Below are 26,067 nucleotides of genomic sequence, written 5' to 3'. Positions count from 1 at the left end.
CAGCACCATGACCGTCGACCAGAACACCCTGCGGCGCCGCGGCGTCGGCCTGCGCGCCCACGACCCCGAGCGGAGCTTCGGCGGGTACACGCTCTACACCCCCATCGCGGGGCCCGGCGAGGTCTTCCTCGTCGACATCGAGGGCAAGGCCGTCCACACCTGGAACCCGCCGCACCCGCCGGGCCGGCACGCCCGGCTGCTCCCGAACGGGAACCTCTTCTACCAGGGCAAGGACACCGGCGGTCCGACGCTGTTCCCCATCTGGGACGTCTACCACGGCGGCATCCTCCAGGAACTCGCCCCGGACGGCTCCGTGGTGCGCGAGGTCCGCCACCCCTTCCACCACCACGACGCCTCGGTCCTACGCAACGGCAACCTGCTCGTCCTCGGCGTCGAGCCCCTCGCCCCCGCCGACGCGGCCCGCGTCCGCGGCGGCATCCCCGGCTCGGAGGCCGCGGGCGGCGTGATCCACGGGGACGTGGTGTACGAGCTGACCTGGGACGGCGAAGTGGTCTGGCGCTGGGCCGCGATCGAGCACCTGGACCCCGAACAGGTGCCACTGGACCGGCACTTCGCGCGCGAGCACTGGCCAATGGCCAACACCGTGGGCGAACTCGCCGACGGCGGCGTCGTCGTGGGGTTCCGCAGCGCCTCCACCACGGTGGCCGTGGACCGCGCCGACGGTTCCGTCCGCTGGCGGATCGGCCCGGACACGCACTCCCAGCAGCACTATCCGCACGAACTGCCGGGCGGCAACATCCTGGTCTTCGACAACGGGACCTATCGCGACACCACGTCCGTCCCGTACTCGCGGGTGCTGGAGATCGACCCCCGCACGGGCGAGGAGGTGTGGTCGTACGAGGACAACCCGCCGCAGAACTTCTACAGCCCGTACATGTCCAGCGCCCAACGGCTCCCGGGCGGCAACACGTTCATCGCCGAGGGCTCCTTCGGCCGGCTCTTCGAGGTGACCCCGGACGGGGACGTGGTGTGGGAGTACGTGGTCCCCGAGTTCGGCTCGTTCGGACGGGGCGTGGGCCTGGAGTCCTCGCGGGGCGCCCAGAACTCCGTCTTCCGCGCCTACCGCTACGCAGCCGAGGAGATCCCCTGGCTCTGAGCGCACCAAGCCCATAGCGCGGGTTCGCTTCCCGTCAGCCGATGTCTTCGAGCACCAGCACGGTCCACGCCGTCCGTGAGGTACCTCACGGACGTTCGGCCTCCGCGCGGATTGCTGGGGCCAGGAGTTCGACCGCCTCCTGCCAGGGGAAGCGGTCGGCGCCTCCGCCGGACTTGGGAGGGTGAGGCTGGTAGCTGCTGACCAGGACACCCATCTCGCGGAGCTCGGCCAGGCTTCTCTGGTACGCCCGGTGGGCAGCGAGGGCGCTGTTCACGTACGGAAGGACCACAGTAGGGATTCCCATGCCGCTGGCCTCGCACAGGATCCCGAGGGCGAGGTTGTCCGCGAACCCGGCCGCCCACTTGTTGACCGTGTTGAAGGTGGCCGGTGCGACGGCGATGGCGTCGGCCGGCGGGAATGGCCTCGCCTCGCCGGGTGAGCGCCACGCCGAGCGGATCGGATACCCGGTCTGGTCCTCGACAGCTGCGGCGTCCAGGAAGCCGAGCCCCTGGGGTGTGGCGATCACACCCACGCCCCAGCCCTGCTCCTGTGCCGCAGTGATCAGTCTGCCGACATCGTCGGCGACCCCGGCCGCGCACACGACGACGTACAGGAAGGGCTTGCGCTGCGGCTCGGTCACGCGGGTACTCCCAGTCGGCGGCTGAAGTGGTGGAGCTCTGGCAGCGTACGACGGCGGTCCCGGGAGGCCATGTCGGCGACCAGCTCGCGGACGGCGGGACGGCGTACGTCCTGGGCGGCGCAGGTCTCGGCGATCCGCAGAGCCTGATAGCCGTCGGCGAGGCGGTCCTGCTGGGCGTAGGCGCGGGCGGTCTCGATCCAGAGGGCAGCTCGGCGCTCGGGGACCGGGATGTGGCGGCGCATGAGCGGGCGGGCGGCGTCGAGGGCGGTGCCGGCATCACCGAAGGACACGGCGGCGCTGATCTGGTGCAGTGTGACGTTGATCGAGCTGAAGTTGGCCCAGGCGTCTGGCTGGGCCAAGGCGACGTAGTGCGCCACCTCTTTGGCCTCGGTGACGAACTCGCTGGTCGCGGCTCGGTCGCCGGCACGGCTTGCGGCAGTGACTCCGCGCAGCAGGAGTAAGCCGAGGACCGCGAGATGGTGAGGAGAGCGGCGGTCATACGAGCCGGTGAGCTGAGAGGCAGTGTGCTGGATCAGCGTGACCGCCTGGCGGGCATGCCGCTCACGCACCAGGACGTGCGCCTGAAGCCGGACGCTGGCGGCGAGGACAAGCGGGTCACCAAAGCGCTCCGCCTCGGCCATGGCCCGGCCAACGGCGAGCCACGCCGTACCTGGGTCTCCCCGCTTGAGCAGGAGGCTGGCCGAGGTCTGGTAGGCGATGGCCAGGAAGCGGGACACCTCCTCCGGCTGCGCTGAGCTGCGGGCCGCCTGGCGCAGATCCGTGATCAGGCTGGGAAGCGTTCGCTCCAGTTCCGCGTAGTCGCATGTGGTCAGAAGTCGCCGCACGTTCATGGCGCGCTGCCGAAACTGTTCCGCGGAGGATGACTCGATCGTCGAAGTCGGCAGCACGCCGGGAAGAAGGGCCTGGACCAGGTCCGGATGCGCCACTGCCACGGGCGTGGGGGTAGCGAGCATGGTGACACTGGCGGCAAGTAGGGTACGGCGGCGCAGCATGTCTTCTGTCTCCGGATCGTCGGGCTCGGCTTCCAGGGCGGTCTCCGCCAGCCCGAGGTGGGCCAGCGGGATCCGCAGGATGCGGGCGACGTTGCGGAGGACTCGGATGTCGTCGGTTCCGCGCCCACCCTCCAAGCGGCTGATCTTCGACTGGTGGTAGCCGAGATCGGCGGCTACGTCCGCTTGTGAGCGGCCCTGTAAGACCCGCGCTTGGCGGATCAGTTCACCGATGCGGTGCGCCTCGCCCTGTGTGTCGGCCATCTGCACCACGGCCCTTCTGCCGAGACCGATCCTGCCTGCTCAACCGAGCCTAGCGGCAGGGGACTTGCCCGCCATGCACAACGTGCATAAGCGATGCAGCGCCCGCACAGGACATCGCGGAGCCCGTCCATGAGCCGGTTGCCTGGTGGAACCGCACCCCTCCAGGAGGCCGCTCATGGAAGTGCACGAGGTCACCCTGCCGGTGACAGGTACGCCTGAAGGCGCCGCCTCTGCCCGGCGCCAGGTGATGAACGAGATCAGAGGCTGGCACCGCGGCTTCGGCGATGACGGGCTGCACAGCGCAGAAGCCGTGGCCGGGGAGCTGCTCGCCAACGCCGTCCAGCACACGAGCGGCGGAGGTACCTCTGTGACCGCTCGCCTGCAGGGAGGGCGGTTGCGCGTCGAGGTATGCGACCACAGCCCGGCCCTCCCCTATGAGCGTCGGACCCGTACCGACGCCGAGGACGGCCGCGGCCTGCTGATCATCGCCGCTCTCGCCGACCGACACGGCGTCGAGCAGAACGCCTCGGGCAAGTCCTGCTGGGCCGAGTTCGATGCGCCCATTGGCTCCCTCCGCGCCAGGTGAGCGGTTTCCAAGCACATTCCTCTTTGAAGGAGTTGATCGTGTCCCTCACCCGAACCTCGGCATCGAACCCCGAGGTGATCGCCGTACGCCCTGGGAGCCCTCTGTCCGGCTCCGTCACCGTCGACGGTTCCAAGAACGCCGCCCTGCCGATGCTGGCCGCCGCGGCGGCCGTGCGACGGACGGTCCAGCTGGACAACGTCCCGGCCAGCGCCGACGTCCAGTCCATGCTGGCACTGCTGCAAGGAGCCGGCTGGCATGTCGCTCAGGCCGTCGGGCAGCAGGGCAGTCTGCTGGTCATGGCGCCGGAGACCGCACCCGCTGCTGCCGATCTGGGCCGTGCCGCGGGCATCCGGGCCTCCTACTACCTGGTGGCGGCCCTTCTTGCCTTACAGGGCAGTGCCCGGCTGCCCTGGCCCGGTGGCTGCCGGATCGGGGAGCGCGGGATGGACCTGCACTTCAAGGTGTACGAAGCGTTCGGTGACCGCGCGACCGTCCAAGACGCCGGTTACATCGTCGAGGCCGGGGAACGGCGTACCGGCACGGTCTCCCTCGTGCTGCCCTTCCGGTCGCGCGGCGCGACGATCGCCGCCGTACTCCGTGCGGTCGTCGCTGGCCGAGCCCTGCGCCTGGGTCTGCCGAACCTGTCGCCGGAAGTCCTGGCTGTGCTCGATGCCCTGGACTCGGTCGGTTGGGAGGCCCGGGTCAGCAAGCAGCTCCTCGACCTCAAGGCGGCGGCGATCCCCGCCGAGATCACCGCCTGGCGCGTACCGGGCGACAAGATCGAGGCAGGGACCCTGGCCTGTGCCGTGGCCGCCACCGGGGGCAACGCTCGGATCGAGGGCATCCGCGGGCGCGACCTTGTGCCGTTGCAGGCCGCGCTCCAGCGTCTGGGCATCCCTACCTCAGTCCGAGACGAGGCCCTCCTCGTTGACGGCGGAAACGCCCGGCCGACAGGTCAGCCCTTGCGGGCCATCGCCACCCTGTCGCCGGGCGGTCTGGACGCGGACTTCGAGCCGCCGCTGATGGCCTTGGCCCTCAGCCAGCCCGGCACGCACCTGTTCGCCGACTCGATCAACCCCGGCCGACACGGCAACCTGCTTCCCCAGCTGGCCAGGCTCGGCGCCGAGATCGAGGAGATCTCGCCCACCGAGTGCCGGCTGACCGGGCCGCAGCGCCTGACCGGGACCGGTGTCGAGGCCACGGACATCCGCACCGGATCCGCCCTCATGGTCGCCGCTCTGACCGCCCGCGGGATCACCACCCTCGGCGGTGTCGACCAGCTCCGCCGAGGCCACGCCGACCTGCCCGGCAAGCTCCTCCACCTCGGCGCCGACATCTGCGAGGTCGCCCCATGACCACGAGCCGTTCGCTGCGCCAGATCATGGCCACCACCGACGTCCACTCCGCCCTCGGCGCCGATGGCCTGTTGCTCAGCCACCTTCACCAGTCGCGGGCGGACAGTCTCCTGGTGGACTGTGGTGACTTCTTCGAGGGCACCGGCTATTACCGCTTGGGCCAGGGCTCCCTGGAAAAGGAGATCCTGCTCGGCCTGTACGACGTCATCGCCCCCGGGAACCACGGCTGGCTGCACCACTTCGAACCGGCACTCCACCGACGGACCGTGTGCGCGAACACGGTCGACGCCGTGAACGGCAACCCCCTCTTCCGGCGGCTGCGCATCGTGGAGGTCGCAGGTCGGCGTACGGCCGTCACCGGGGTAATCGGACTCCAGGCGTTCGACTCGATCCCCGTCGGCCAGCGGTCCGGACACCGGGCGACCGACCCGGTGCAGGCGCTGCGTGAGCTGATGCTCGCGCACCACCACGAGGTCGACTCCTGGGTGCTCCTCAGCCACTCCGGTTTCGAGGAAGACCTCAAGCTTGCCGAAGCCTGCCCCTTCCTGGACGTGATCTTCGCGGGCCACTGCCACAGCGAGCACGCGGGCCCTGCCCGCGTCGGCAACACCGTCGTCGTCAAGGGTCGCGAGCTCGCCGTCGGCTACGCCATCGCGGAGCCCGCTTCCGACGGCTGGGTCGGACGTACGGCACATTTCCCGGACTCCGCCGGGGCCGCGTCATCCGAGCTGCCTCCCGAGCTGGCCTCCCTGCGGGACCGAATGGCCGCGGTCGACGCTCAATTGGCAGAACCGCTCGGACGGATCGCGAAGCCCTACCGGAACCACCAGCTCGACCGCCGGGCCCTCCTTCAAGACGTGGCCGACCGGCTCCGCAGCGGACTGGGCAGGGAGGCGGTCGTCCTGAACGAGACCACCGCTCGCACGACACTGCTGGGAGAGGTCCTGACCACGGGCGACCTGCTGGCCATCGAGCCGTTCGCGAACACCCTGGTCGAGGCCCGCGTCGCGCCGGCCCACCGCCACGACCCTGGGGCCCTCGTCGCCCACCTCACCGAACGGGTCGGGCCACTCGTCACCTCCCCCGACCCCCTTCCGGCCGGGCTGACGAGCGTGCTGACCACCGACTACTTGGCCGACGGCTGCCTCGGCGGCCGCACCCACCCCGCCGGCCTCGGTCTCGGCTCGGCGATCCGGAGCATGCTGACGAACGGAGACGACCAGTGATCCTGACCGGCCCCGAGATCACCTCCGCGTCACAGGACGGGCGGTTGCGCATCGATCCGTTCCTGCCCGCCCAGGTCAACCCGAACAGCTACAACGTCCGCCTCGGACCGGTCCTGCTCACCTACACGGAGGAGGTCCTGGACTCCCATCACCCCAACCCCACGCGCCGCATCCAGATCGGCGACGACGGGTACACGCTCCAGCCCGGCGAGCTGTACCTGGGGCACACCCAGGAGGAGGTGGGCTCCGACTGCTTCGTCCCGCTGCTGTTCGGCCGTTCCTCCGTGGGCCGACTCGGCCTCTTCGTCGAGATCACCGCACCGATCGGGGACATCGGGTTCCACGGGCAGTGGACCCTGATGCTCACCCCGACCCGCCCCGTCCGTGTCTACGCCGGGATGAGGATCGGGCAGATCATGTTCTTCGTGTCCGAAGGCGCGGTGGACCTGTACGCGGGCAAGTACCAGGCGGCCTCCGGTCCCCAGTCCTCCGCCTACTGGCGCGACCTCGACGCGTCGGGGGCGGCGTCATGATCCTGACCGGACCGGCCATCGCCGCCGCCCGCGACGCGGGCCACATCACCATCGACCCGTACGACCCGAGGCGCCTCTCCCCCAACGCTTACGACTGGCGACTGGGAAGCACCCTCCGCGTCTGCGAGGGGGACCTCGACGCCGCCGCTCCCACCGCCTTCCGCGAGCTCGCCCTCCCCGACGACGGGTACCTCCTGGAGCCTGGCCACCTCTACCTCGGCCACACCCTGGAGCGCACAGGCTCCGAGACCTATGCCCAACTCCTCAACGGCGACCGGACCACCGGATCCCTCGGCATCTGGGTCCACGTATCGGCGCCACTCGGGCACCAGGGCCACGCGATTCGCTGGACCCTGGAGATCCGAGCCACCCGGCCCGTACGCGTCCGGCCCGGCATGACGTTCGGAAAGCTCGTCTTCCTCCGCAGCCACGGTGCCCCGGCCAGCTACCAGCAGCACGGCCTCAAGTACCGCTCCAGCGAAGGCATCGAAACCTCGCGCCTCTACGAGGAGAACCCCGGAGGCCGCCAGTGAACACTCTCGTCGCCACCGCCCTCGACCTGCCGTACCCCAGCCCCGGCGGGAGCATCGAACTCTTCCTCGACCTTTACACCGGTGCACAACCTGCCATTCCCGCCCGTGCCTTCATGCTCGCTCCCGAAGGGCCCCGCCCCCGGACTCCCGCCGGCCTCGATCTCCTCCACGCATCCGGCAAGTCCATCAGCGGCTCCGCGTTCAACCGGTACGTCAGGAACCTGCGTCACGCCATGGCGGCAGCCATCAACCCGCGTCAGATCGGCATCCTGCACCTGCACCACCTGGCCTTCGGCGCTACACCCGCCCTCCTGCGTGCGCTGCCCGCCCACCCGCGGATCGCATTCGTCCACGGCACCGACCTCCTGTACGCCGAGAACCACAGCACGCAGCTGCGCGTCCTGCGCGAGGCCGCCACCGCCGCCGCCGCGATCGTCGTCCCGACCGGCGCCATGGCCGACCGCCTGCTCAAGCTCACACCCAAGACCGACAGGCGCAAGATCGAGAAGATCCCCTGGGGCGTCCCCGACCACCTCCTGACCAGCCCACCACCACGCCCCGCCTGGCGCCCCACCAGCCATCTGCGGGTGCTCTTCGCAGGCCGCCTCAGCTCCGAGAAGGGCCTCGAACCCCTCCTCCAAGCCGTATCGGCCACCCCCTCGGTCGAGCTGAGCATTGCCGCCCCGCGCGCCCAGTTCCACGACCTCACACCGGTCATCCGCCAGCACGGCGTCCACGTCCGCTACCTCGGCTGGTTCCACCGGCAACAGCTCTGGAAGGTCTTCGCCGACCACGACGTGCTGGCCGTGCCCTCGACCACCCTGGAAGCCATGGGCCTCGTCGCGCTCGAAGCCCAGGCCTGCGGACTCCCCGTCCTCTACCAACCCGTACCTGGACTCAACGAAGCCCTCTCCGGCAGCGGCCTGGCAACCGACTTCACCAACGCCACCACCGCAGTCCACGACCTCCACCGCCTGCGCACTACCCCAGGCCTCTTGGAGATGCTCCGCGCATCTGGCCGCACCAACGCCGCCCGCTTCCCCCTCAGCGCCACCGTCGCAGCCATCGCCGTACTCGGCCGACGGCTCGCCTGACACCACCCGTGGCGCAGTCGGCACCGCCCCGGCCGCGTCACTAACCTGGCGGGTGGACCACCCGCGGCCCACGACGATCGGGAGACCATGACCCGCACCACCGACCGGATCGAAGACCTCCTCCAGACCGGCGTCCGCGACGAGGTCTACCCCGGCGCGGTGTGGGCGGTCGGGGACGCCGACGGCATCCAGGCCAGCGGAGCCGTCGGCCTCCTCGACCCCGAACGACCCGACGAGCCCATGAGACTGGACACCATCTTCGACGTTGCCAGCCTCACCAAGATCCTTGCCGTCTGGTCCACCGTCGGCACCCTGGTCGAAGAGGGCAAGCTCCAGCTCCACACCCCGCTGGGCACCTTCTGGGACGAAGTCGCAGGCCACCCCCTGGCCCAGCCCACGGCCCACCACCTGCTCACCCACACCGCCGGCCTGCCGCTGCGCGCCAACCTGAAGAACCTCTACGGCACCGACCCCCAAGACGTCCGCGACGGCGTCCTCCACGAATCCCTCCATCGCCCGCCAGGCGAAGCCGTCGAATACACCGACCGAGCCGCCCTCGTCCTCGGCTACCTCGCCGAACACCTCTCGGGCCAGCCCCTGGACCAGCTCGCCACCGACCGCATCTGGCACCCCCTGGGTATGACCCAGACCCGCTTCGGCCCCCTCCCCGATGCTGAGGCGGCCCGCTGCGCCCCCACCGAGTACGACGAGGCCACCGGCACCCACCTCAAGGGCATCGCCCACGACTTCTCCGCCCGCCTCCTCGACGGCGTCTGCGGCATCGCCGGCGCCTTCTCGGTCCTCGGCGACCTCACCAGCCTCCTCCGCCACATGCTCGCCCCCACCTACGCCGCCCTCGGCCCGACCTGGATCAAGGAATCCCTCCGCATCCACACAGGCGCCCTCACCCCCGCCCGCGGCCTCTTCTGGCACCCCGCCCCCGGCACCGACCCAACCGACGAGATCTGGGTCCACTACGGCTTCACCGGCACAGGCATGTGGATCAGCCCCGCTCAGAGCCGCTGGGCCATCCTGCTTACCAACAAACTCCGCCTCAACCGTGACCGCGAGCCCCTCACCGCCGTCCGAAACGCTTTCCGGACGACCGCCTTCGCTACAAAGGGTCGGCAGTACACGTAGGGATCGAAGGAGGCCAGCGCGATCCCTCGCCTGGCCTCTGACCGGACCCTGAGAGATGAGGACGTCGTCTGGGGGTACCGTCGATGGACTTCCTCGTCGCCCTCGCCAACTGTTCGGTCTTGCAGGAACCGGAGAAGCAGGCCAAACCAATCTGAGCCCGACTCGACGCGTCCGACACCCGCGACTACACGGCCATGTAGGGCATCCGGTCTGCTGATCTAGCAGGCGGCGCCACTGCTTGGGGACACGTTTCCTCATCGGCGCCGTCGATACTCAGCGATCACCTGAGGCCCGTAGACCATGACCATGACGACCACGCCAGAGCCGGCAACTGCGTAGCCTTCAATCGCCTGCGGAAGGTCCAGAGATGCGACGGCGAACACCGCCACGACCGTGAGAACTACCGCGATTGCTGCCCGGGCGGCATCCACTGCACGAGCGCGGGCCGGTTCGACTCCTTCCAGGTCCTCCCCGTCGAGCAGTAGTCCGATGCGGCCCTCGGCGTAACGGCCGGCAATGGTCAGGAGAAGTTCCGCCAGCTCACGCAGAGCCACGCTGGGGTTCCTGTCGAGCTCCTGCTCCACAGCATGCAGCTTGCCGACAACCAGCTGGGCATGAGCCCTGAGTGCGGAGCGACGCCTCGACCTCCATGGAAGCGACCCACGTGTCGAGCTCAACCTCAGGATCACGCGAGACACCGTCCGGACCTGGTTCGACACCTCCGCAATCGCCACGGCTTTGCGTTCACCACCCGCGCTGTAGGCAGAGGCACAACTCTCCACCGCTGCCACCAGGGTCCGGACCGAGAGGAACGTCTTGGGCTTCCAGAGAGTGGGGAACAACTGTCGGGTCACGAGGGCCCCCCTCAGCCAGGCGACCAACATGTACCCCGAGCCAAGGATCACCACCACCATGAGCACGACATAGACCAGGTAGGCGACCGCTGCCATCGCGCCGACACCAACCAGCAGGCCGTTCTGCCGACCCACCCAATCGACCAGTCGGTCCGGGGGCATAGCCGTCAGGCCTGGCCACGGAGACTTCATTGAAGGAAGCCGATACAGACGCGGGGCCACGACGACGAACAACACACCCGACCAAGCCCAGAGACACAGCTCGGCGAGCACCAGCCGGTTCCGGAAGCGCGCGTGGCATACCCCGTAGATCCGCAGCATCGCACGCAGGCGCCTTGGGACAGGTCGCGTACTGCCCAGGCGATCCAGCGCTTCTTGTAACTTCGCCACCTCTCGATCACCAGATCGGCGCCGACGACGAGAACGCCAGCCGTTTACGCGAGCCAGCGCCGTCGGCCTAACAGGCTCAGCTACCCCAGCAGGCGCAGTACCCAAGCCCTGTGCACTTGCACTGCCTGCACCAGCGTCGTCGTCCGTAGCTGTCCCGAGAGTTCCAGTTGCCACGTTTTCCCCTCCCCACTCAATGCCGCAGAGCACATCGCGACCACCGGGTTATACCGATAGCAGAGCTGCCGGGTCCGGGGAGCACCCGCCGTGGCCGATGGCGATGCCGGGGCCGGGCCGGTGCCATTCAGCCAATGATTGACGTGGCCCTGACATTTCAAGGTCCTTGTGGGACCTTCCCCTTCCCCGGCCACACCCCACACGGCCGCGGCGAAGAGGAGCCCCATGATGAGAATCCCCAGACTGCCGGCCGTGACCGCCCTGGTCGCCGCCGTCGTGCTCGTCGGATCGACGGCGGCCTCCGCCCTCGGCCCCACCGCCGAGCAGCGCCTGGACGGCACCATCGTGGTCGCGGGCAACACCTGCGGCTGGACCAACGCCCGTACCAGCGCCGACCCGCCGAACGCGCTGAGCGTCGACCGCACCAGCATCAACACGCCGGGCGGCAACCTGAGCTGCGCCGGCGGCATCACCGCCACCCTCAACAACAACCCCGCCTTCACCTTCGACGACACCGCGGGGACCGCGAAGGCGGACCTCATCGACATCACCGGCAAGATGAGCTTCATCTCCTGCCGCTACAAGGCGACCAACACCGTCTGGAACCGCGACGGGGCCACCCGGAAGTACGTCAACCAGGCCTTCACCGCCGTGAAGACCTCGGGGAGCTTCCTGTGCCCCGGCTCGGTCACCACGGCCGCCGGGGACGCCTCGATGCTGTTCCACTGACCCCTCGGGGCAGCGGCCCCCACGGCCCCGCCCGGGTTGTGGGGGCCGCTGCCGTCACACCGGGGTGACGGCTCCGATGCGGGCGGTGAGGAGGGCGATGTCGTCGTCGGCCGAGGCCGGGACCAGGTGGCTGATCAGGGAGTCGCACAGGAGGTCCAGCGATCCCTGCGGCTCGGTGAGCAGGCGGGTGAGTTCACCGAGGCGCTCGTCGATGTCCCGGCCCCGGGCCTCGATCAGGCCGTCGGTGTAGAGGATGAGGATGCTGCCCGCCGGCAGGGTGACCTCGCTGGTCGTGAAGGCGATGCCGCCGACCCCCAGGGGCGCGCCGGGCGGGGTGGTCAGCAGCCGGACGGTGCCGTCCGGCAGCACCGCGGCGGGCGGCGGATGCCCGGCGCGGGTCAGGGTGCAGCGGCCGGACGCGGGGTCGCAGACCACGTACAGGAAGGTGGCGAGCATCGGCTCGGCGAGGTCGGCGAGGGCCGCCTCCAGCTGGAGCAGCAGCGCCGTGGGTGACAGGTCGAGGCGGGCGAGGGCCCGGACGGTGGCCGAGAGCCGCCCCATGACGGCGGCGGCGGGGATGCCGTGGCCCATCACGTCCCCGATGAGGAGGGCCGCCTTGCCGTCGGGCAGGGCGAGCACGTCGTACCAGTCGCCGCCGATCTCGTTGACGTCGCTCGCGGGCAGGTAGCGGTGGGCCACCTCGAAGCCGCGCGGCGGGGTGATGTGCTGGGGCAGCATGCTGCGCTGGAGGATGACGGCGGTCTCGTGCTCGTGGTGGTAGAGGCGCGCGTTGTCGATGCTGATGGCGGCCCGGGCGGCGAGTTCGGCGGCGAGGGTGACGTCGTCGGAGCCGAAGGGGCCGATGGGTCGGGTGCGGTAGTACGTGGCCATGCCGAGCACCACGTCCCGGGCGACCAGCGGGGTCATCATGAAGGAGTGCACGCCGGCCGTCAGCAGCCGGGCGGGCTTCGGCGAGTGCCGGGCGGCGGGGGCGACGGACTCCTCGTCGAGCCGGCCGATCAGGTAGGGCTGCCGGTCGGCCAGCACCTGGGTGTACGGGGCCGTGGCGGGGAAGGTGAGGGTCCTGCCCAGCGGCGCGAGGATGTCGGTGACGGCGGAACCGCCCAGCGGGGCCTTGCCCAGGCGGCGCAGCGCGGAGCCGGCGGAGAGGCCGAGGCCGGGCTCGTCGCCGCGGGCCAGGACGTCCAGGACGTCCACGGTGACCGCGTCGGCGAGGTACGGGACGGCGAGGTCGGCCAGCGCCTGGGCGGTGCGCTCCAGCTCCAGGCTGGCGCCGATGCGGACGCTGGCCTCGCTGAGCAGCGCGAGCCGGCGGCGGCCGGCCTCGGCCTCGGTGTGGTCGCGCTGCTGCTCGGTGATGTCCAGCAGGGAGGCGATCACGCCGATGGGCCGGTTGCCGGGGTCCTCGACCCGGACGTAGGAGCAGGACCACACCCGGTCGTGTTCGGGGTCGGCCGGTGTACGGCCCACCCGGCGGCGGTCCAGGACGGGCTCGCCGGTGGCCAGGACCTCCCGCATCGCCTCCTCCATCTCGGCGGAGTTCACCTCGGGCAGCAGCTGGGCCAGGCGCCGCCCGAGGTGGGCGGACTCCGGCAGGCCGTTCATCTCCTCCAGGGCCGGGTTGACCTGGAGGAACCGCAGCTGCGTGTCGAGGACGGCGATGCCGACCGGGGAGCGGGCGAACAGTCCGTCCCAGACCGCCGACGAACCCCGGATCCGGCGTGCGGCGTGGGCGTCGGCGGCGAAGACGAGCACGGCGGAGGCGCCGTGGCGACGGCCGGACACGGGGCAGGCCCAGACCTCCAGCTCCAGGGGATGGCCCTCGCGGTGCCAGGCGGTCACCGTGCCCATCACCCCGCGGCCGGTGGCGGCTGTCTCCCACAGGGAGCGGCCGAGGCTGCGGTCGGCCCCCGGGTGCAGCAGTTCGGAGATGTGGCGGCCCACCACCTGGGGCGGGGCGTAGCCGAGGAGTTCCTGGGCCGCGTTGCTCCAGCGCACGATGGTGCCGTCGGCGCTGGTGGCCACCTGGGCCACGGCCAGCGCCCCGAGCCAGCCGCCGGCGTCCTGGGCGGCTCCGGCGATCAGCTGCTCGACCGGGATCGGGTCGTCCATCCGGCACCCGCCTCCTTCCCGGGGGCGAACGCGCCGGTTACCCGCGGGTACCTCCGGTGCGCGCTCCACACACAGTCCATGGTCGCCCGCGCGGCCGGGGACCGCTCCCCGGGCCCGTGGGCGGCGCCTGGGACAAACGATCGTTTCTGTTGTGGAACCGATCGTTGATCTGGTTCAGTGACTGGCGGCCTCGGCGGTACCCGGCGGCCGCACCACCGCGCACCCGTACGCACACGCCCCGCGCACCACCCCGCTCCGCGCCGCACCGCACACGCCCCGCACCAGCCGACCCATCCCGCCGGGAGCACCCGTGACTGACGAGGCCGATCCTCATCTCGCCACGCTGGCACGCCTGGACGAGCTCATCGAGGACTCCGGGCTCGACCGGTCCGATGTCCTCGACCCCGCCCGCCTGTCGCTGAGCACCGGACTGCCCCCTGAGGTGGTGGCGGCGGGCCTGGACCGCCGGCCGATGGCCGCCGTCAGCTTCCTGGAGCAGGTGGGGCAGCGGCTGGAGTTCCTGCGCGCGACCCGGCTGCGGCCGGACGGCAGGCCGTACCCCCTCAAGGAGATCGCCGACGGCGCCGGGCTGACCTCGCAGTGGCTGGGCCAGATCGTCAAGTGCGAGAAGAAGCCCTCCCTGGAGCACGCCGCCCGCATCGAGGACTTCTTCCGGGTGCCCCGCGGCTTCCTGACGGCGACCCCTTCCCAGGCCCTCGACCGGGCGCTGCGCGCGCGGCTGGCCGACGAGCAGTCCCGGCTGATGGCCGAGTTCAAGAGCCGCAACCAGCTGGGCGGCATCGCCTTCCGGGGGCTGCGGGACGCCTCGCCCCGGACGCTGGCCGCCGTACAGGCGCTGATCGACTCCATCGCCACCGATCACCACGGCGGCCCCGCCCGAAGGAAGCGCTCATGAACGGGCCCGTCGTATGAACGATCCCCACGGCCTGGCCTTCTACGTACCCGGCACGTTCCTGGCGCTCATCCTGGGCACGCGGATCCCCGCCCTGTGGCGCCATCCCCAGGACCGGCTGCTGCGGTCCGTGTGCGTGCTGCTCACCACGTCGATCGGCGTGTTCTTCTCCTGCGCCGTGCCGACCATGGCCGCCGTCAACCGGCTGACCGGCGTCCCGAACGCCGCCGCCCCGATCGTCTACTCGCTGCTGACGGCGTTCTCCGGTGCCAACATCCTGCTGATCATCCACTGGAGCCGGGGCCCGGACGAGGCGGACCGGGCGGCGCGCTGGGCCCGTCGCTGTACGGCGGTGACCGCGGCGGTGATCGTCGCGGTCAACGTGCTGTTCCTGCTGGGCGACACCCCGGTCGAGCGGCTCACCGACCTGGACACCTACTACGCGTCCACGCCGTTCATCAGGGAGATGATCCTCCTCTACCTCCTGGCGCACACGACCGCCGGTGTCATCGGTTCGTTCCTGTGCGCGCGGTGGGCCCGGGAGGTCCACGGCGGGCTCAAGGCCGGGCTGGCCCTGATCACCCTCGGCTACCTGCTCAACCTCTCCTACGACGTGCTCAAGTTCAGCGCCATCGGAGCCCGGTGGGCGCACCGCGACTGGGACCAGCTCAGCACGCGCTACGCCGCGGCCCTGGCCTCGCTGTCGGCCCTGGTGGCGGGGCTCGGCTTCGTGCTGCCGCTGCTCTCGCAGCGCCTGGCGGCGTACTGGGACATGTGGCGCCGCTTCTACCAGCTGCGTCCGCTGTGGCGCGAGCTGCGCGAGGCGATGCACCGCAGCATCGATCTCGCGGCGGGCCCGTGCACCTCGATCGAGATCCGGGTGACCCAGCTGGAGTCCGACATCCACGACGGCATCCTCGCGGTCAGCCCGCACCTGGACGCCCGGCAGCGGGAACGCGCGCTGGAGGAGGCCCGGCGCAGCTCGCGCTCCGCCGACGATGTCGTCGCCATCGCGGACGCCGCCGCCCTCGCGCACGCGGTGGTGGTGTGGGGCCGCGAGCGCCCGGCGGGCAAGGACACGGGCCTGGCGGGACAGGTGGGACCGGCGGGGCTACCGGGGCTGCCCGGGCCGTTCCGGCAGAACCACCGCTCGGTCCTCACGCTGCCCGACCATCCCGCCGGGCTGGTCCGGATGTCCCGCGCCCTGTCGTCGGACGTGGTCAAGTCGTTCCGGGACGCCGCCGCCCTGGAGGACAGCCGACGGTGACCCCCGCCCGGCAGGCGATTCCGGGGGCCACCGACTGGCCCCGCCGGGCGGGCGTTCCATCGAAGGCACGACGCGGCGCCCCGACCGCCGGAGCGTGGGGTGCGGCGGCGGCTCCGGGGCGTCGCCGTCGCTGGCGTAGGCTCGGGCTTCGCCCTTTCGCCCGCCCTCTCGCTCCTCCCGGGGAACCCACCATGCCGCACACCGGTCCGCAGTCCGTCGACCGCGCGCTGGAGATCCTCGACGCCGTGGCCGACGCGCCCGGGCCCGTCAGCGCCAAGGCGCTGGCCCGGCGGGTGGGGTGCTCGCTGTCCACCGCCTACCACCTGCTGGCCCCGCTCGCCGCGCGCGGCTACGTCGTCCGTACGGCGCGCGGGTACGTACCGGGGCCGCGCGTTCCGCTGCTGCACCGGAGCTTCCTGCGGCATCTGGAGCCCGCGCCGCGCATGACGGACCTGCTGGCCCGGCTGCGGCGGACGACCGGCGCCGAGGCGTACTACACCGCCTACCGGGGCGGCCTGATCACCGTCGTCGACACGACCGCGCCGGTCACGGACACCGCGAACCCCTTCGCTCCGGGCCGCGAGACCCGGGCGCACGCCACCGCCCACGGCAAGGCGCTGCTGGCCGAGCTGCCGGGGCCGGCGCTGCGGCGCTACCTCACCGAGCACGGGATGGCCCGGCTGACCCCGGCGACCATCACGAGCGCCGACGGGCTGGAGAGGGAGCTGTCCCGGGTGCGGGGGCAGGGCTTCGCGGTCTCGGTCGGGGAGGCCGATCCCTCGTACACCTGCCTGGCGGTCGCGCTGCCGCGCGCGGGGGACGACGGGGCGGTGCACGCCCTGTCGGTGTCGCTGCCGACCGAGGAGTTCCGGCGGCGCCCGGAGGGGATCCGCGCCGCGCTGGCCGACGCGGCGGCCGCCGTTTCCTGACGCTGCGGCCGCCGTTTCCTGACGCCCCGCCCGCACGGGTGCGCCGCGCGCATTCCGACACCGCCGGAAATCCGGCGTTCCTGGTGACACCGGCCCCGGAGTGCTGCCAGGCTGGAGGGCATGATCTTCATCGCCGTCAGGTTCGACGTCCGCCCGGAGCACAGCGACAACTGGCTCACGCTCGTCGACGACTTCACCCGCGCCACCCGCAACGAGCCGGGGAACCTCTTCTACGACTGGTCGCGCAGCGTCGACGACCCGAACAAGTACACCCTCCTGGAGGCCTTCGCCGACGCCGAGGCGGGCGCCGCGCACGTCGCGTCGGAGCACTTCAAGGCCGGTATGGACACCCTCGCCGGCGCCATCGCCAAGACGCCGGAGATCATCCACGTCGAGGTGCCCGGCCAGGGCTGGAGCGCCATGGCCGAGCTGTCGCCCCGCCCGTAGGGCGGGTCCGCCGTCATGCGGGAGGATCCAGCAGCCGGGCCGCCGTCTCGCGCATCTCGATCTTGCGGATCTTCCCCGTGACGGTCATCGGGAACTCCTCCACGACATGGACGTAGCGCGGGATCTTGAAGTGGGCCAGCCGGCCCGCGCAGTACGCCCGGACGGTCTCCGCGGTCAGCGGCTCGGCTCCCTCGCGCATCCGCACCCACGCCATCAGCTCCTCCCCGTACTTCGGGTCGGGGACCCCGATGACCTGGACGTCCAGGACGTCGGGGTGGGTGTGGAGGAACTCCTCGATCTCCCGCGGGTACAGGTTCTCGCCGCCGCGGATCACCATGTCCTTGATCCGGCCGGTGATGCCCAGGTAGCCGTCCTCGTCCATGACCGCGAGGTCGCCGGTGTGCATCCAGCGTGCCGCGTCGACGGCCTCGGCGGTGCGTTCCGGCTCGCCCCAGTAGCCGAGCATGACCGAGTAGCCGCGGGTGCACAGTTCACCGGGTTCACCTCGGGGCACGGTCCGGCCGGTCGCCGGATCGACGACCTTGACCTCCAGGTGCGGCCCGACGCGGCCGACCGTGGAGACGCGGCGTTCGACCGAGTCGTCGGCGCGGGTCTGGGTCGACACCGGGGAGGTCTCCGTCATCCCGTAGCAGATGGACACCTCGGTCATGCCCATCCGGTCGATGACCTCCTTCATCACCTCGACCGGGCAGGGCGAGCCCGCCATGATGCCGGTGCGCAGGCCGGACAGGTCGTACGAGTCGAAGCCGGGGTCGGCCAGTGCGGAGATGAACATGGTGGGGACCCCGTAGAGCGAGGTGCAGGACTCCGCCTCGACGGCGGCCAGGGTGGCGGCCGGCTCGAAGGAGGGCGCGGGGATGACCATGGCGGCGCCGTGGCTGGTGCACGCCAGGTTCCCCATCACCATGCCGAAGCAGTGGTAGAACGGCACCGGGATGCAGACCCGGTCGAGCTCCGTGTAGTGGCACAACTCGCCCACGAAGAAGCCGTTGTTGAGGATGTTGTGGTGCGAGAGCGTCGCGCCCTTGGGGAAGCCGGTGGTCCCCGAGGTGTACTGGATGTTGATCGGGTCGTCGGCGCTCAACTCGGCCTGGACCCGGGCGAGTCGGGCCGGATCGCCCTGCCGGCCCCGCTCCAGCAGGTCCGTCCAGCGGGGCCCGTCCAGCAGGACCGTGAACTCCAGCTCCGGGCAGCCCGGCCGTACCTCCTCGATCATGGCCGCGTAGTCGGAGCTCTTGAAGCGCTCCGCCGCGACCAGCATCCGCATCCCGGACTGCCGCAGTACGTACTCCAACTCGTGCGAGCGGTAAGCGGGGTTCACCGTGACGAGGATCGCCCCGATCTTGGCGGTGGCGTACTGCACCAGCGTCCACTCGGCCCGGTTCGGGGCCCAGATCCCGACCCGGTCGCCCTTGGTGATGCCGAGGTCCAGCAGGCCCAGCGCGAGGGCGTCGACGTCGGCGGCGAACTCCGCGTACGTCCAGCGGCGGCCCGCCGCCCTGTCGACGAGCGCGTCGCGCCCGGGGAACCTGCGCACCGTACGGTCCAGGTTCTCGCCGATCGTGTCCCCCAGCAGGGGTACTTCGAACACCCCGGACGCATAGCTCGACGCTGCAGACACACGTACCTCCAGGAATCGGTGGCGAGGGCGCGCCGGGCGGGCCGGCGCTCCCTCATGATCCCCTCCGGAGGTCGCGCGAACCAGCCCCGGGCGGCCGTGGGCCCGGGGCCGGTCGGATCACCGGGGACCGGTCAGTTCCCGCGCGGGAGCCACAGCCCCGATCGTTCGAGCTCCCGGTTCAGTTCCCTGGCCGGGAGGAACTCGGAGGGCCCGGGCCAGCGGTCCCAGCCCTCGTCGCCGTCCCACAGCTGGTCGAGCAGCGGCACGCCCAACAGGGCGGCGACCTCCTGACGCAGCCGGGGCAGCATGGCGTAGAGACGGTCGCCGGGGCAGGAGGTGTCGTTGAAGTCCCGGTGTCCGTAGATCTCCGAGGGCGACAGCCCGTACTTCTGGCAGACGTGCGCGCAGAGGGCGGCCAGGGCGGCGAACTGCTTGGCCGGTGGTTCGACGCTGGTGTAGGTGCCCTCGTTCTCGATGCCGATGGCCACGGTGTTCTGGCCGACGCAGTGGGCCGCGCGGACCTGGTGCCGGCCCGCGTTCAGCTCGGTCAGGCTGCGGTGGCGGCCTTCGGTGACGTAGGCGCCGCGGCTGACGGTGAAGTGCTGGCCGGTGTCGATCCAGCCCTGGATGTCCATGTGGTAGTTCTGGATCGCCCGGGCGAGGGCGAACGCGCGGTCCTTCGAGTAGTCCGTCACGTTCGCGGTCGCCGTGTGGTGGACGACGATCCGCTGCGGCGGGGAGGCCAGGACGACCACGGACTCGGAGGCGGCGCGGGCGCCCCAGGTCCCGCAGCCGAAGATCTCCGGCGTCGCGGCGGCCGAGGCACCCGCCCTCGCGGCCCGCGCGCGGGCGGGAGCGGCCGAGGCGCGCGCGGGGGTGGCCGACGGCAGCAGAGCCGCGGCTCCGAGCCCGAGCGCTCCGGCGAGGGCGGTGCGCCGGGTGACCAGGGGCAGCGGCTGCCGCGACTGGGGCGAGGAGGAGGGCAGTTGCGGCTCGGCGTGTGACGTCATGTACGGGGCCCGCTTCCGTTGGCGTGAGGGGTCACCAGTGAAGGGGACGACCCGCGTCCGGGGCACGCAGGCACTCCGGTGGGACGGCGAGAGCAACCGCTTCGTACCAGCGGTCGTCGTCGCCGGATCAACTACCGCCCGGAAACAACACCGATGCGCCTCACCGGCGGAAACTGCGGATGCGCCCCGTCCCGCCCGGCGCGAGAATGGACGTACCGGAGCCCTTGAGCGGATCGCTCGGGCCCGGGACTCGGTTCGACACAGTTCGAAATGGTCGACGCGGTTCCACTCGTTCAGACGGTGATCTCTCGGAAGGCCCCGAGATGTCCGTACTCTTCTTCGACATCGGGGCGACGCTCGCCGACGTCAGCTTCGAGGACGACGGCTCCCTGACCTTCCGGCCCCGCCCCCGGGTCGTCGAGGTGCTGACCGCCCTCGCCGGGGTCCGCAGGGGCATCATCTCCAACCCGGGAGCCGGGGACGCCGCGCGGGAGCGCGCGCGGGCGGCGCTCGACGCGGCCTTCGCGGGGCAGTTCACCGAGGCGGCCCTGCTGCACTGGGGGCCCAAGACCGAACGCGGGATCTTCGACGGGGCGGTCGCGAGCGCCGGCGTACCGGCCGACAGCTGCGTCTTCGTGGGTGAGGACCCCGACGAGCGCACGGTGGCCCGTACCGCGGGGCTGCGCACGGCGGCCCATCCCGTCTTCGCGCAGGCCGCCGTCGAGGGCCGCCCGGTGCTGTGGACGCGGATCGGCCTGCCCGGGGGACGCGGCCTCGCCGAGCTCGACGCGGTCGCGAACGGGACCGAGGTCGTCCCGGTGCACGTCGCCTCCGACCGGCTCGTGCTCGCCATGGCGAGCGAGCGGGGCGCGAGCGCGTTGCGGCAAGTCGGTTTCACGACCGACCCCCGCGGTTCCGTGGAGGAGACCGCGGCCTTCCTGCTGCGCGACGACCGCCCGGTGCCGGCCCCGGAGGCGCCCGCGGGTGAGCCTCCCGAGGCACTGGCGGCCGTGGAGGGCGACCTGCGCGCCTCGGCCGCCTTCGCCTTCGCCTCAGGTGAGCTCGCCGGGGCGGGCACGGCGCTCCTCTCCCTCGGTCCGGCCCCGGGCGGCGTCTACCTCGCCGCCGCGGCCGGCGTCCCCGTCGAGGGGATCCACCTGCCGGGCGCCCGGCCCGGGCACACCGAGCGGCTGCTCCCCGACCCGGCGCTGCTGTCCCGCCCGGGTGAGGCCCCCGCCCGGGAGACGGCCGCCGGCTTCGCGCCCGGGGCGCCGTCCGAGGAGACCGTCGAGGCGGTGCGCGCGGCCGTCACCCCGGAGGTGATGCGCGCCCACGTCGCCCGTGTCTCGGGCGCCGCGCCGCTGGTCGAGGGCGGCGCGCACACGGTGCGCGGCCGGCACGCGGCGGGCGCGGACAACGTGCTCGTCGCGCAGGCGCTGGCCGGCCGGTTCGCCGCGCTCGGTCTGACCGTACGGCTGCGCCCCTTCACCTGGCGGGGGCACCGGATCGCCAATGTGGAGGCCGAGCACCGGGTCCCGGGCTCGGACGGCGCGGTGCTGGTGACGGCCCATCTGGATTCCACCGGCGACCAGGGCGCGTACGTGGACGGCGCCGGTGTGCCGCGCCCCTACGATCCCGCCGCCGATCCGGCGCCCGGGGCCGACGACGACGGGAGCGGGGTCGCCGCCGTACTGGCGGCGGCCGAGTGCCTGGCGGGGCTCCTGGCCGCCGGGCGCAGTCCCGCGCGGACGGTGCGTTTCGTCCTGTTCAACGCCGAGGAGCAGGGGCTGGTCGGCAGCAAGGTGTACGCGCGGGCCGCCGCGGCGGCCGGCGACAGCATCGCCGGGGTCCTCCAGATGGACATGATCGCGGGGCGGCGGGACGGCGGGCACACGGTGGAGGTGCACGCGGGCGCGGCGGTCGCGGGCCCGGCGGCCCAGGCTTCGGAGGAGCTCGGCGAGGTGCTGGCCCGGGCCGTCTCGGCGGTCTCCGCGGGCCTGACCGTGGAGCGGATCACGGGTCCCGGCGACCCGGCCGCGGGGCGGAGCGACCACGCGAGCTTCCACGAGCGCGGCTGGGCGGCGGTGGCCGTCTCCGAGAACTTCTTCGACGGCGCCGAGCCGGCGTCGGGTACGCGGCAGTACCACCGGCCCGGCGACACGCTCGACGACCCGGACCACGACACGGGGTACGCGACCGACATCGCGCGGGGCGTCACGACGGCTGCTCTCACGCTCGCGGGACTCTGACAACTCGACGCACGGAGCAGGTGGTGAGCATGAGCGGCAGCACCCTGGTCGACAGGCGGGACATGACCTACGACCGGTTCCGGGAGGTGGTCGGGGCCGACGGCTTCCTCGACGACACCGAAAGGGTCGCGGAGGAGGTCCAGCACACCTTGATCGCCGACCGGGACAAGGTGAACCGGTTCACGGGGCACTTGCGGGAGCTCAGGGCGCAGGGCGCGCCCGCCTTCGAGAGCGCACCGTCGGCGGCGCCGCTCCCGGACAGCTTCTACATCGCGCAGGCCAAGGACTACGTCCGTTCCGTGTCGGAGGCGATCGGTTTCGCGGCCGAGGAGCCGGCCGAGTTCGAGGCCGACCCGTCGGTGACGGCGACGAGCGCGGGCGTGCGCGTCGTGAGCCTCCAGCAGATGCTGGGCGGCATCGAGGTGTGGGGCATGGCGCCGAAGGTGTGGCTGCTGGAGGACGGCACGGTGGACCGGGTCGTCGGCGACACGGTGAGCGTGCCGCCGGACCTGCCGGTGACTCCCGTGGTCTCCGCCGAGACGGCCCTGCGGGTGGCGGCGGCGAAGGCGGCCGCGCCGAGCACGATCACGGGCCCCTTCGGCAGCGACGAGCTCCCGGCGCTGGACGTGTCCGGGGGCTTCGAGCGGCTGTCGGTCCAGCCCGAGAACAACCGGCCCGTGACCTTCGCCAAGGGGCCGTTCGCGGAGGCGGTCCCGGCCCGGCTGGTGTATCTGTACATGGGCGGCGAGACCCGGCTGGCCTGGTTCTTCACCTTCTCCCGCGAGCACCTGCTCGTCCAGTACCACGCGTTCGTGGAGGCGGACGCGCGGACGGCGGACCCGGCCGCGCCCGAGATCCTGTACTTCTACGACGCGACGAACCACGCGATCGCGGGCACCGTGTTCCGGCACAACCCGATGGAGGGGGACCTGGCCCAGGTCACCTTCCCGCCGCCGCTGACGGACTATCCGACGCTGGTCCCCGACACCCTGCCGCCGGGCTTCCCGGACGCCTGGACGAAGCCCGCGAACGGGACGGTGGCCACCGAGGGCAACAACGTACGGGCCTCCTCCGGCGAGGACGCGCTGCCGTTCGAGGTCGGCGTGGGAGCGGGCGGTGACGGCGTCTTCGACCCGCTGGTGAACACCCCCGAGCACCTGGTCACCAACATCTTCTACTTCTGCAACTACATGCACGACTTCTTCATGATGCTCGGCTTCACGGAGGAGTTCGGGAACTTCCAGACGGTCAACCCCACCGGGCTCGGGAAGGGAGCGGACCCCGTCCTCGCCTTCGCGCACCCGGGGCCGGTGCCGGGGACCGCGAACATGGCCACCCGGGCCGACGGGGTGGCCGCCGAGATGAACATGGGGCTGGTCTCCCGCTCCGGCCGGCACACCGCCAACGACGGGGACGTCGTCTACCACGAGTTCTGCCACGGGGTGACGAACCGTCTGGTCGGCGGGATGGCCGACGCGAACGGGCTGCGCGAGAAGCAGTCGACCTCGATGGGCGAGGGCTGGGGGGACTACTTCGCCCTGACGATCATCAACTTCTCGCGCCCCGAGGAGCGCGTGGTGCTCGGCAACTGGGTGGTCGACAGCCCGAAGGGGATCCGCCAGCGCCCGTACGACAGCCGGTACCCCGGCAGGTTCGGCGACATCGGCAAGCGCCGGGGCGAGGTGCCCGGCGACGGCAGGGCCGACCTGGACTACGCGGAGATCCACAACGTGGGCGAGATCTGGTGCGCCGCGCTGATGGAGCTGACCCGCTCGACGTCGGCGGCGCTGGGCAACAAGGAGCGCGGCTACCGGCTGACCTGGCAGGCGGTGGTCGACGGGCTGAAGCTGACGCCGCGCAACCCGTCGTTCCTCACGGCGCGGGACGCGGTCCTCGCCGCCTTCAAGGCGATGAAGGGCCGGGCCCTGACCGACGAGGAGTACAAGGTGGTCCGGACCGGGGCCTGGGCGGCCTTCGCCCGGTTCGGGATGGGGTTCGACGCCTTCAGCCCCAACGCGTCGTTCGCCGGCTGCCGCAGCGGCACGGCGATGCCGCCGGCCGGTTCCGAGGACTAGCCGGGACGGTCCGCGCCCTCCTTCCCGGCGGCCGTACGGCGGCCGGGAAGGAGGGCGCGGGCCCGGGGCGGGGGCTCAGGAGAGCTTGCCGCCGTAGTCCGGGAGCTTGAACGTCCGCTCGGCGTGGCCGCCGACCAGGTCGCTCGCGTTGTTGCCGATGTTCGCGATGATCGTGTAGCCGCGGCCCTCGATCTCGGCGCGCTTGGCGGTCTTGTAGGCGCTGACCTCCTGGAAGAGGTCCGGCAGGTCGCGGACGTAGAGGCCGGTCACCGGGTATCCGACGGCCGTGAGGTTGTACTGCGTCAGCGAGGCGATGATGCCGGGGCGCGCGGTGACGAAGAAGACGGCCACGCCGCGGGAGTGGGCGTACTGGACCAGGTCGCGGACCTTGGCGATCGCCGGGGTCGGGAAGGTCCAGAAGTAGTGGAAGTCCGTCTCCAGCGAGGAGTTGTCGATGTCGAGGACGATCGCCGGCTTCTGGCCCGCGGGGGTGTTGGCGATGCGCTGCTCGACGTAGGGGCGGGCGACGTCGATGACGGCGTCCACGTCGCGCAGCCAGGTGCCGTAGTCGATGCCGAGGATGGCGGCGTTGCCGCCGGGGGCCCAGGAGGTGGCGGCGGACCGCGCGGCGGGCGCCGGGGTGGGGGCGGGGGCGGCCTGGGCGGTGGCCGTCGGCACGACGAGGCTGAGAACGGCGGTCGCCGCGGCGACGGCACCGGCCGTACGGGTGGCCCGGGTACGGCTTCGGCTCATGGGGGGTGGCTCCTCGGTCGAAGGATTGGCGTGAACACGCCTAAGACTCGGGAGGGCACGGCCGGATGTCTACTGGTCGGTAGGAAATTTTTGATGGACACGGGGTGAAGGCCGCCCGCCCCCGGCGGGGCGGACGGCCGCGAACGCTACGGCTTGGGCAGGGTGCAGCCCGGCCGGTTCAGGTCGATCACGCTGCCGGGGCCCACGCACGGGACGATGATGTAGGTCTCCTGGGCGTAGTTGATGCCCCGTCGGACCGTCACGTTCCCGTTCGCGTCGACCTCGCACGGGTTGTTGTCCGTGCAGCGCGCGCCGTCCTCGTTGCCGGTGTTGTTGACGGCGACGACCTTTCCGGTCGTCGTGTCGACCACCGGCGAGCCGGAGGTGCCGCCGATGGTGTTGCAGGCCGAGGTGTAGCGGACCGAGTCCTTCCAGGTCCACTCCCCCTCCTTGAGGCGGTAGGCGAACCCGTCGACGTTGCAGCTGTATATCCGCTTCCAGTACCCGGAAACCACCTTGATCCCGGAACCCTGGGCGGGGCGGGTGTCGTTGAGGGTGAGGGCGCTGATCCCGTACTGGCTCTGGATCTGGGCGTACGACTTGGTGAGCTGGTAGATCGAGATGTCGGTGTCGGTCATCGTCGCGTACGAGACCTTGCTCGCCCGCAGGGTCGCGACCTTGGAGCCGGCCGAGTTGAGCAGGGAGAACGACCGGCTGGACGGCTGGTCCTTGACGACCTCGCCGGCGGCCGGGAAGCCGGTCTCCAGGCAGTGCCCGTTGGAGAGCACGAGCGCGGGGTCGCCCGCCTGGGAGTTCGGCATGCGCACGACGGAGCCGGAACAGTTGCTGAGTGCGACCGTTCCCGCGAAGTTGACCGCGACGGCCGGGGCGGCGACCGCCCGGTCGTGCGGTGCGGGCGCCGAGGCTGCCGCCGGGACTGTCGCCGTTCCCGCTAAGAGCAGGCCGAGCACGGCGCCGGCGAGAGGCTTGTTCATGTGGGGGTC

At 71.5% G+C, this 26,067-nt stretch carries 23 protein-coding genes; 15 read left to right on the top strand and 8 right to left on the bottom strand.

Features of this window, described 5'->3' with window-relative positions; genetic code table 11:
- Window positions 1–7 precede the first annotated feature (7 nt).
- Complete coding sequence (locus IE248_RS11910; RefSeq protein WP_190030684.1) at window positions 8–1,117, top strand: aryl-sulfate sulfotransferase; 1,110 nt, start codon at window positions 8–10, stop codon at window positions 1,115–1,117.
- An 85-nt stretch (window positions 1,118–1,202) separates the two neighbouring features.
- Here IE248_RS11910 and IE248_RS11905 read toward each other — a convergent pair whose 3' ends face one another.
- The gene (locus IE248_RS11905; protein ID WP_073798662.1) at window positions 1,203–1,757 is read right to left on the bottom strand and encodes a flavoprotein; all 555 of its coding nucleotides are present in this window, start codon (window positions 1,755–1,757) and stop codon (window positions 1,203–1,205) included.
- Window positions 1,754–3,031, bottom strand: coding sequence for a helix-turn-helix domain-containing protein (locus IE248_RS11900; protein WP_190030683.1), 1,278 nt, complete (start codon window positions 3,029–3,031; stop codon window positions 1,754–1,756). The genes IE248_RS11905 and IE248_RS11900 overlap by 4 nt, the downstream gene beginning before the upstream one ends.
- Before the next feature lie 175 nt (window positions 3,032–3,206).
- On the opposite strand from IE248_RS11900, the gene IE248_RS11895 reads away from it, so the two are divergent.
- The 7 genes from IE248_RS11895 (at window position 3,207) to IE248_RS11865 (ending at window position 9,498) form a co-directional block, all read left to right on the top strand.
- A complete protein-coding gene (locus tag IE248_RS11895) occupies window positions 3,207–3,617 on the top strand; it encodes an ATP-binding protein (protein WP_190030682.1) in 411 nt (136 codons plus the stop codon).
- 74 nt (window positions 3,618–3,691) lie between these two features.
- Window positions 3,692–4,972 carry a carboxyvinyltransferase gene (locus tag IE248_RS11890; protein ID WP_190030827.1) on the top strand — a complete coding sequence of 427 codons (1,281 nt, stop codon included), beginning with the start codon at window positions 3,692–3,694 and terminating at the stop codon, window positions 4,970–4,972.
- The gene (locus IE248_RS11885) at window positions 4,969–6,198 is read left to right on the top strand and encodes a metallophosphoesterase (RefSeq protein WP_190030681.1); all 1,230 of its coding nucleotides are present in this window, start codon (window positions 4,969–4,971) and stop codon (window positions 6,196–6,198) included. Before IE248_RS11890 ends, IE248_RS11885 begins: the two co-directional genes overlap by 4 nt.
- Window positions 6,195–6,731, top strand: a complete 537-nt coding sequence (dcd, locus tag IE248_RS11880; protein WP_190030680.1) for a dCTP deaminase — start codon at window positions 6,195–6,197, stop codon at window positions 6,729–6,731. The genes IE248_RS11885 and dcd overlap by 4 nt, the downstream gene beginning before the upstream one ends.
- Window positions 6,728–7,264 carry a dCTP deaminase gene (locus IE248_RS11875; protein WP_190030679.1) on the top strand — a complete coding sequence of 179 codons (537 nt, stop codon included), beginning with the start codon at window positions 6,728–6,730 and terminating at the stop codon, window positions 7,262–7,264. Before dcd ends, IE248_RS11875 begins: the two co-directional genes overlap by 4 nt.
- Window positions 7,261–8,358, top strand: coding sequence for a glycosyltransferase family 4 protein (locus IE248_RS11870; protein ID WP_190030678.1), 1,098 nt, complete (start codon window positions 7,261–7,263; stop codon window positions 8,356–8,358). Before IE248_RS11875 ends, IE248_RS11870 begins: the two co-directional genes overlap by 4 nt.
- Window positions 8,359–8,445: 87 nt before the next feature.
- A complete protein-coding gene (locus IE248_RS11865) occupies window positions 8,446–9,498 on the top strand; it encodes a serine hydrolase domain-containing protein (RefSeq protein WP_190030677.1) in 1,053 nt (350 codons plus the stop codon).
- A 254-nt stretch (window positions 9,499–9,752) separates the two neighbouring features.
- On the opposite strand, the gene IE248_RS11860 is transcribed toward IE248_RS11865, so the two are convergent.
- Window positions 9,753–10,673, bottom strand: a complete 921-nt coding sequence (locus IE248_RS11860; protein ID WP_190030676.1) for a hypothetical protein — start codon at window positions 10,671–10,673, stop codon at window positions 9,753–9,755.
- A 471-nt stretch (window positions 10,674–11,144) separates the two neighbouring features.
- Between IE248_RS11860 and IE248_RS11855 the strand changes: the two genes are divergently transcribed.
- A complete protein-coding gene (locus IE248_RS11855; protein WP_229895264.1) occupies window positions 11,145–11,645 on the top strand; it encodes a hypothetical protein in 501 nt (166 codons plus the stop codon).
- 54 nt (window positions 11,646–11,699) lie between these two features.
- Here the strand turns inward: IE248_RS11855 and IE248_RS11850 are convergent, their stop codons facing one another.
- A complete protein-coding gene (locus IE248_RS11850) occupies window positions 11,700–13,778 on the bottom strand; it encodes a SpoIIE family protein phosphatase (RefSeq protein WP_073798660.1) in 2,079 nt (692 codons plus the stop codon).
- A gap of 310 nt (window positions 13,779–14,088) precedes the next feature.
- Between IE248_RS11850 and IE248_RS11845 the strand changes: the two genes are divergently transcribed.
- From IE248_RS11845 to IE248_RS11830, 4 genes are all read left to right on the top strand, one after another.
- Window positions 14,089–14,694 (top strand): hypothetical protein, encoded by a 606-nt coding sequence (locus tag IE248_RS11845; protein ID WP_073798659.1) that lies wholly within the window; start codon window positions 14,089–14,091, stop codon window positions 14,692–14,694.
- Between the two features lie 13 nt (window positions 14,695–14,707).
- Window positions 14,708–15,958, top strand: coding sequence for a DUF6545 domain-containing protein (locus tag IE248_RS11840; RefSeq protein WP_073798658.1), 1,251 nt, complete (start codon window positions 14,708–14,710; stop codon window positions 15,956–15,958).
- A gap of 191 nt (window positions 15,959–16,149) precedes the next feature.
- On the top strand, window positions 16,150–16,887 hold the full coding sequence (locus IE248_RS11835) for an IclR family transcriptional regulator (protein ID WP_073780012.1): 738 nt from the start codon (window positions 16,150–16,152) through the stop codon (window positions 16,885–16,887).
- Window positions 16,888–17,007: 120 nt separating this feature from the next.
- Window positions 17,008–17,334 carry a putative quinol monooxygenase gene (locus tag IE248_RS11830; RefSeq protein WP_008742334.1) on the top strand — a complete coding sequence of 109 codons (327 nt, stop codon included), beginning with the start codon at window positions 17,008–17,010 and terminating at the stop codon, window positions 17,332–17,334.
- A gap of 13 nt (window positions 17,335–17,347) precedes the next feature.
- Here the strand turns inward: IE248_RS11830 and IE248_RS11825 are convergent, their stop codons facing one another.
- Window positions 17,348–18,988: an AMP-binding protein gene (locus tag IE248_RS11825; protein WP_308438142.1), complete on the bottom strand. Its 1,641-nt coding sequence runs from the start codon at window positions 18,986–18,988 to the stop codon at window positions 17,348–17,350.
- A gap of 119 nt (window positions 18,989–19,107) precedes the next feature.
- Window positions 19,108–19,986 carry a peptidoglycan recognition protein family protein gene (locus IE248_RS11820; RefSeq protein WP_229895263.1) on the bottom strand — a complete coding sequence of 293 codons (879 nt, stop codon included), beginning with the start codon at window positions 19,984–19,986 and terminating at the stop codon, window positions 19,108–19,110.
- Window positions 19,987–20,309: 323 nt separating this feature from the next.
- Between IE248_RS11820 and IE248_RS11815 the strand changes: the two genes are divergently transcribed.
- Together IE248_RS11815 and IE248_RS11810 are read left to right on the top strand one after the other, a co-directional pair.
- On the top strand, window positions 20,310–22,235 hold the full coding sequence (locus tag IE248_RS11815; protein WP_190030674.1) for a M20/M25/M40 family metallo-hydrolase: 1,926 nt from the start codon (window positions 20,310–20,312) through the stop codon (window positions 22,233–22,235).
- Window positions 22,236–22,264: 29 nt separating this feature from the next.
- Window positions 22,265–24,310 carry a M36 family metallopeptidase gene (locus IE248_RS11810; protein ID WP_190030673.1) on the top strand — a complete coding sequence of 682 codons (2,046 nt, stop codon included), beginning with the start codon at window positions 22,265–22,267 and terminating at the stop codon, window positions 24,308–24,310.
- 75 nt (window positions 24,311–24,385) lie between these two features.
- Here the strand turns inward: IE248_RS11810 and IE248_RS11805 are convergent, their stop codons facing one another.
- Together IE248_RS11805 and IE248_RS11800 are read right to left on the bottom strand one after the other, a co-directional pair.
- Window positions 24,386–25,063 carry an HAD family acid phosphatase gene (locus IE248_RS11805; protein WP_073798652.1) on the bottom strand — a complete coding sequence of 226 codons (678 nt, stop codon included), beginning with the start codon at window positions 25,061–25,063 and terminating at the stop codon, window positions 24,386–24,388.
- A 146-nt stretch (window positions 25,064–25,209) separates the two neighbouring features.
- On the bottom strand, window positions 25,210–26,058 hold the full coding sequence (locus tag IE248_RS11800) for a S1 family peptidase (RefSeq protein ID WP_073780002.1): 849 nt from the start codon (window positions 26,056–26,058) through the stop codon (window positions 25,210–25,212).
- Between the last annotated feature and the right edge of the window lie 9 nt (window positions 26,059–26,067).

The organism is Streptomyces goshikiensis, assembly GCF_014650555.1.
GTDB classification, from domain to species: domain Bacteria; phylum Actinomycetota; class Actinomycetes; order Streptomycetales; family Streptomycetaceae; genus Streptomyces; species Streptomyces goshikiensis.
The sequence above is the reverse complement of the archived record's forward strand: the minus strand, read 5'-3'. Positions and strand labels throughout refer to the sequence as shown.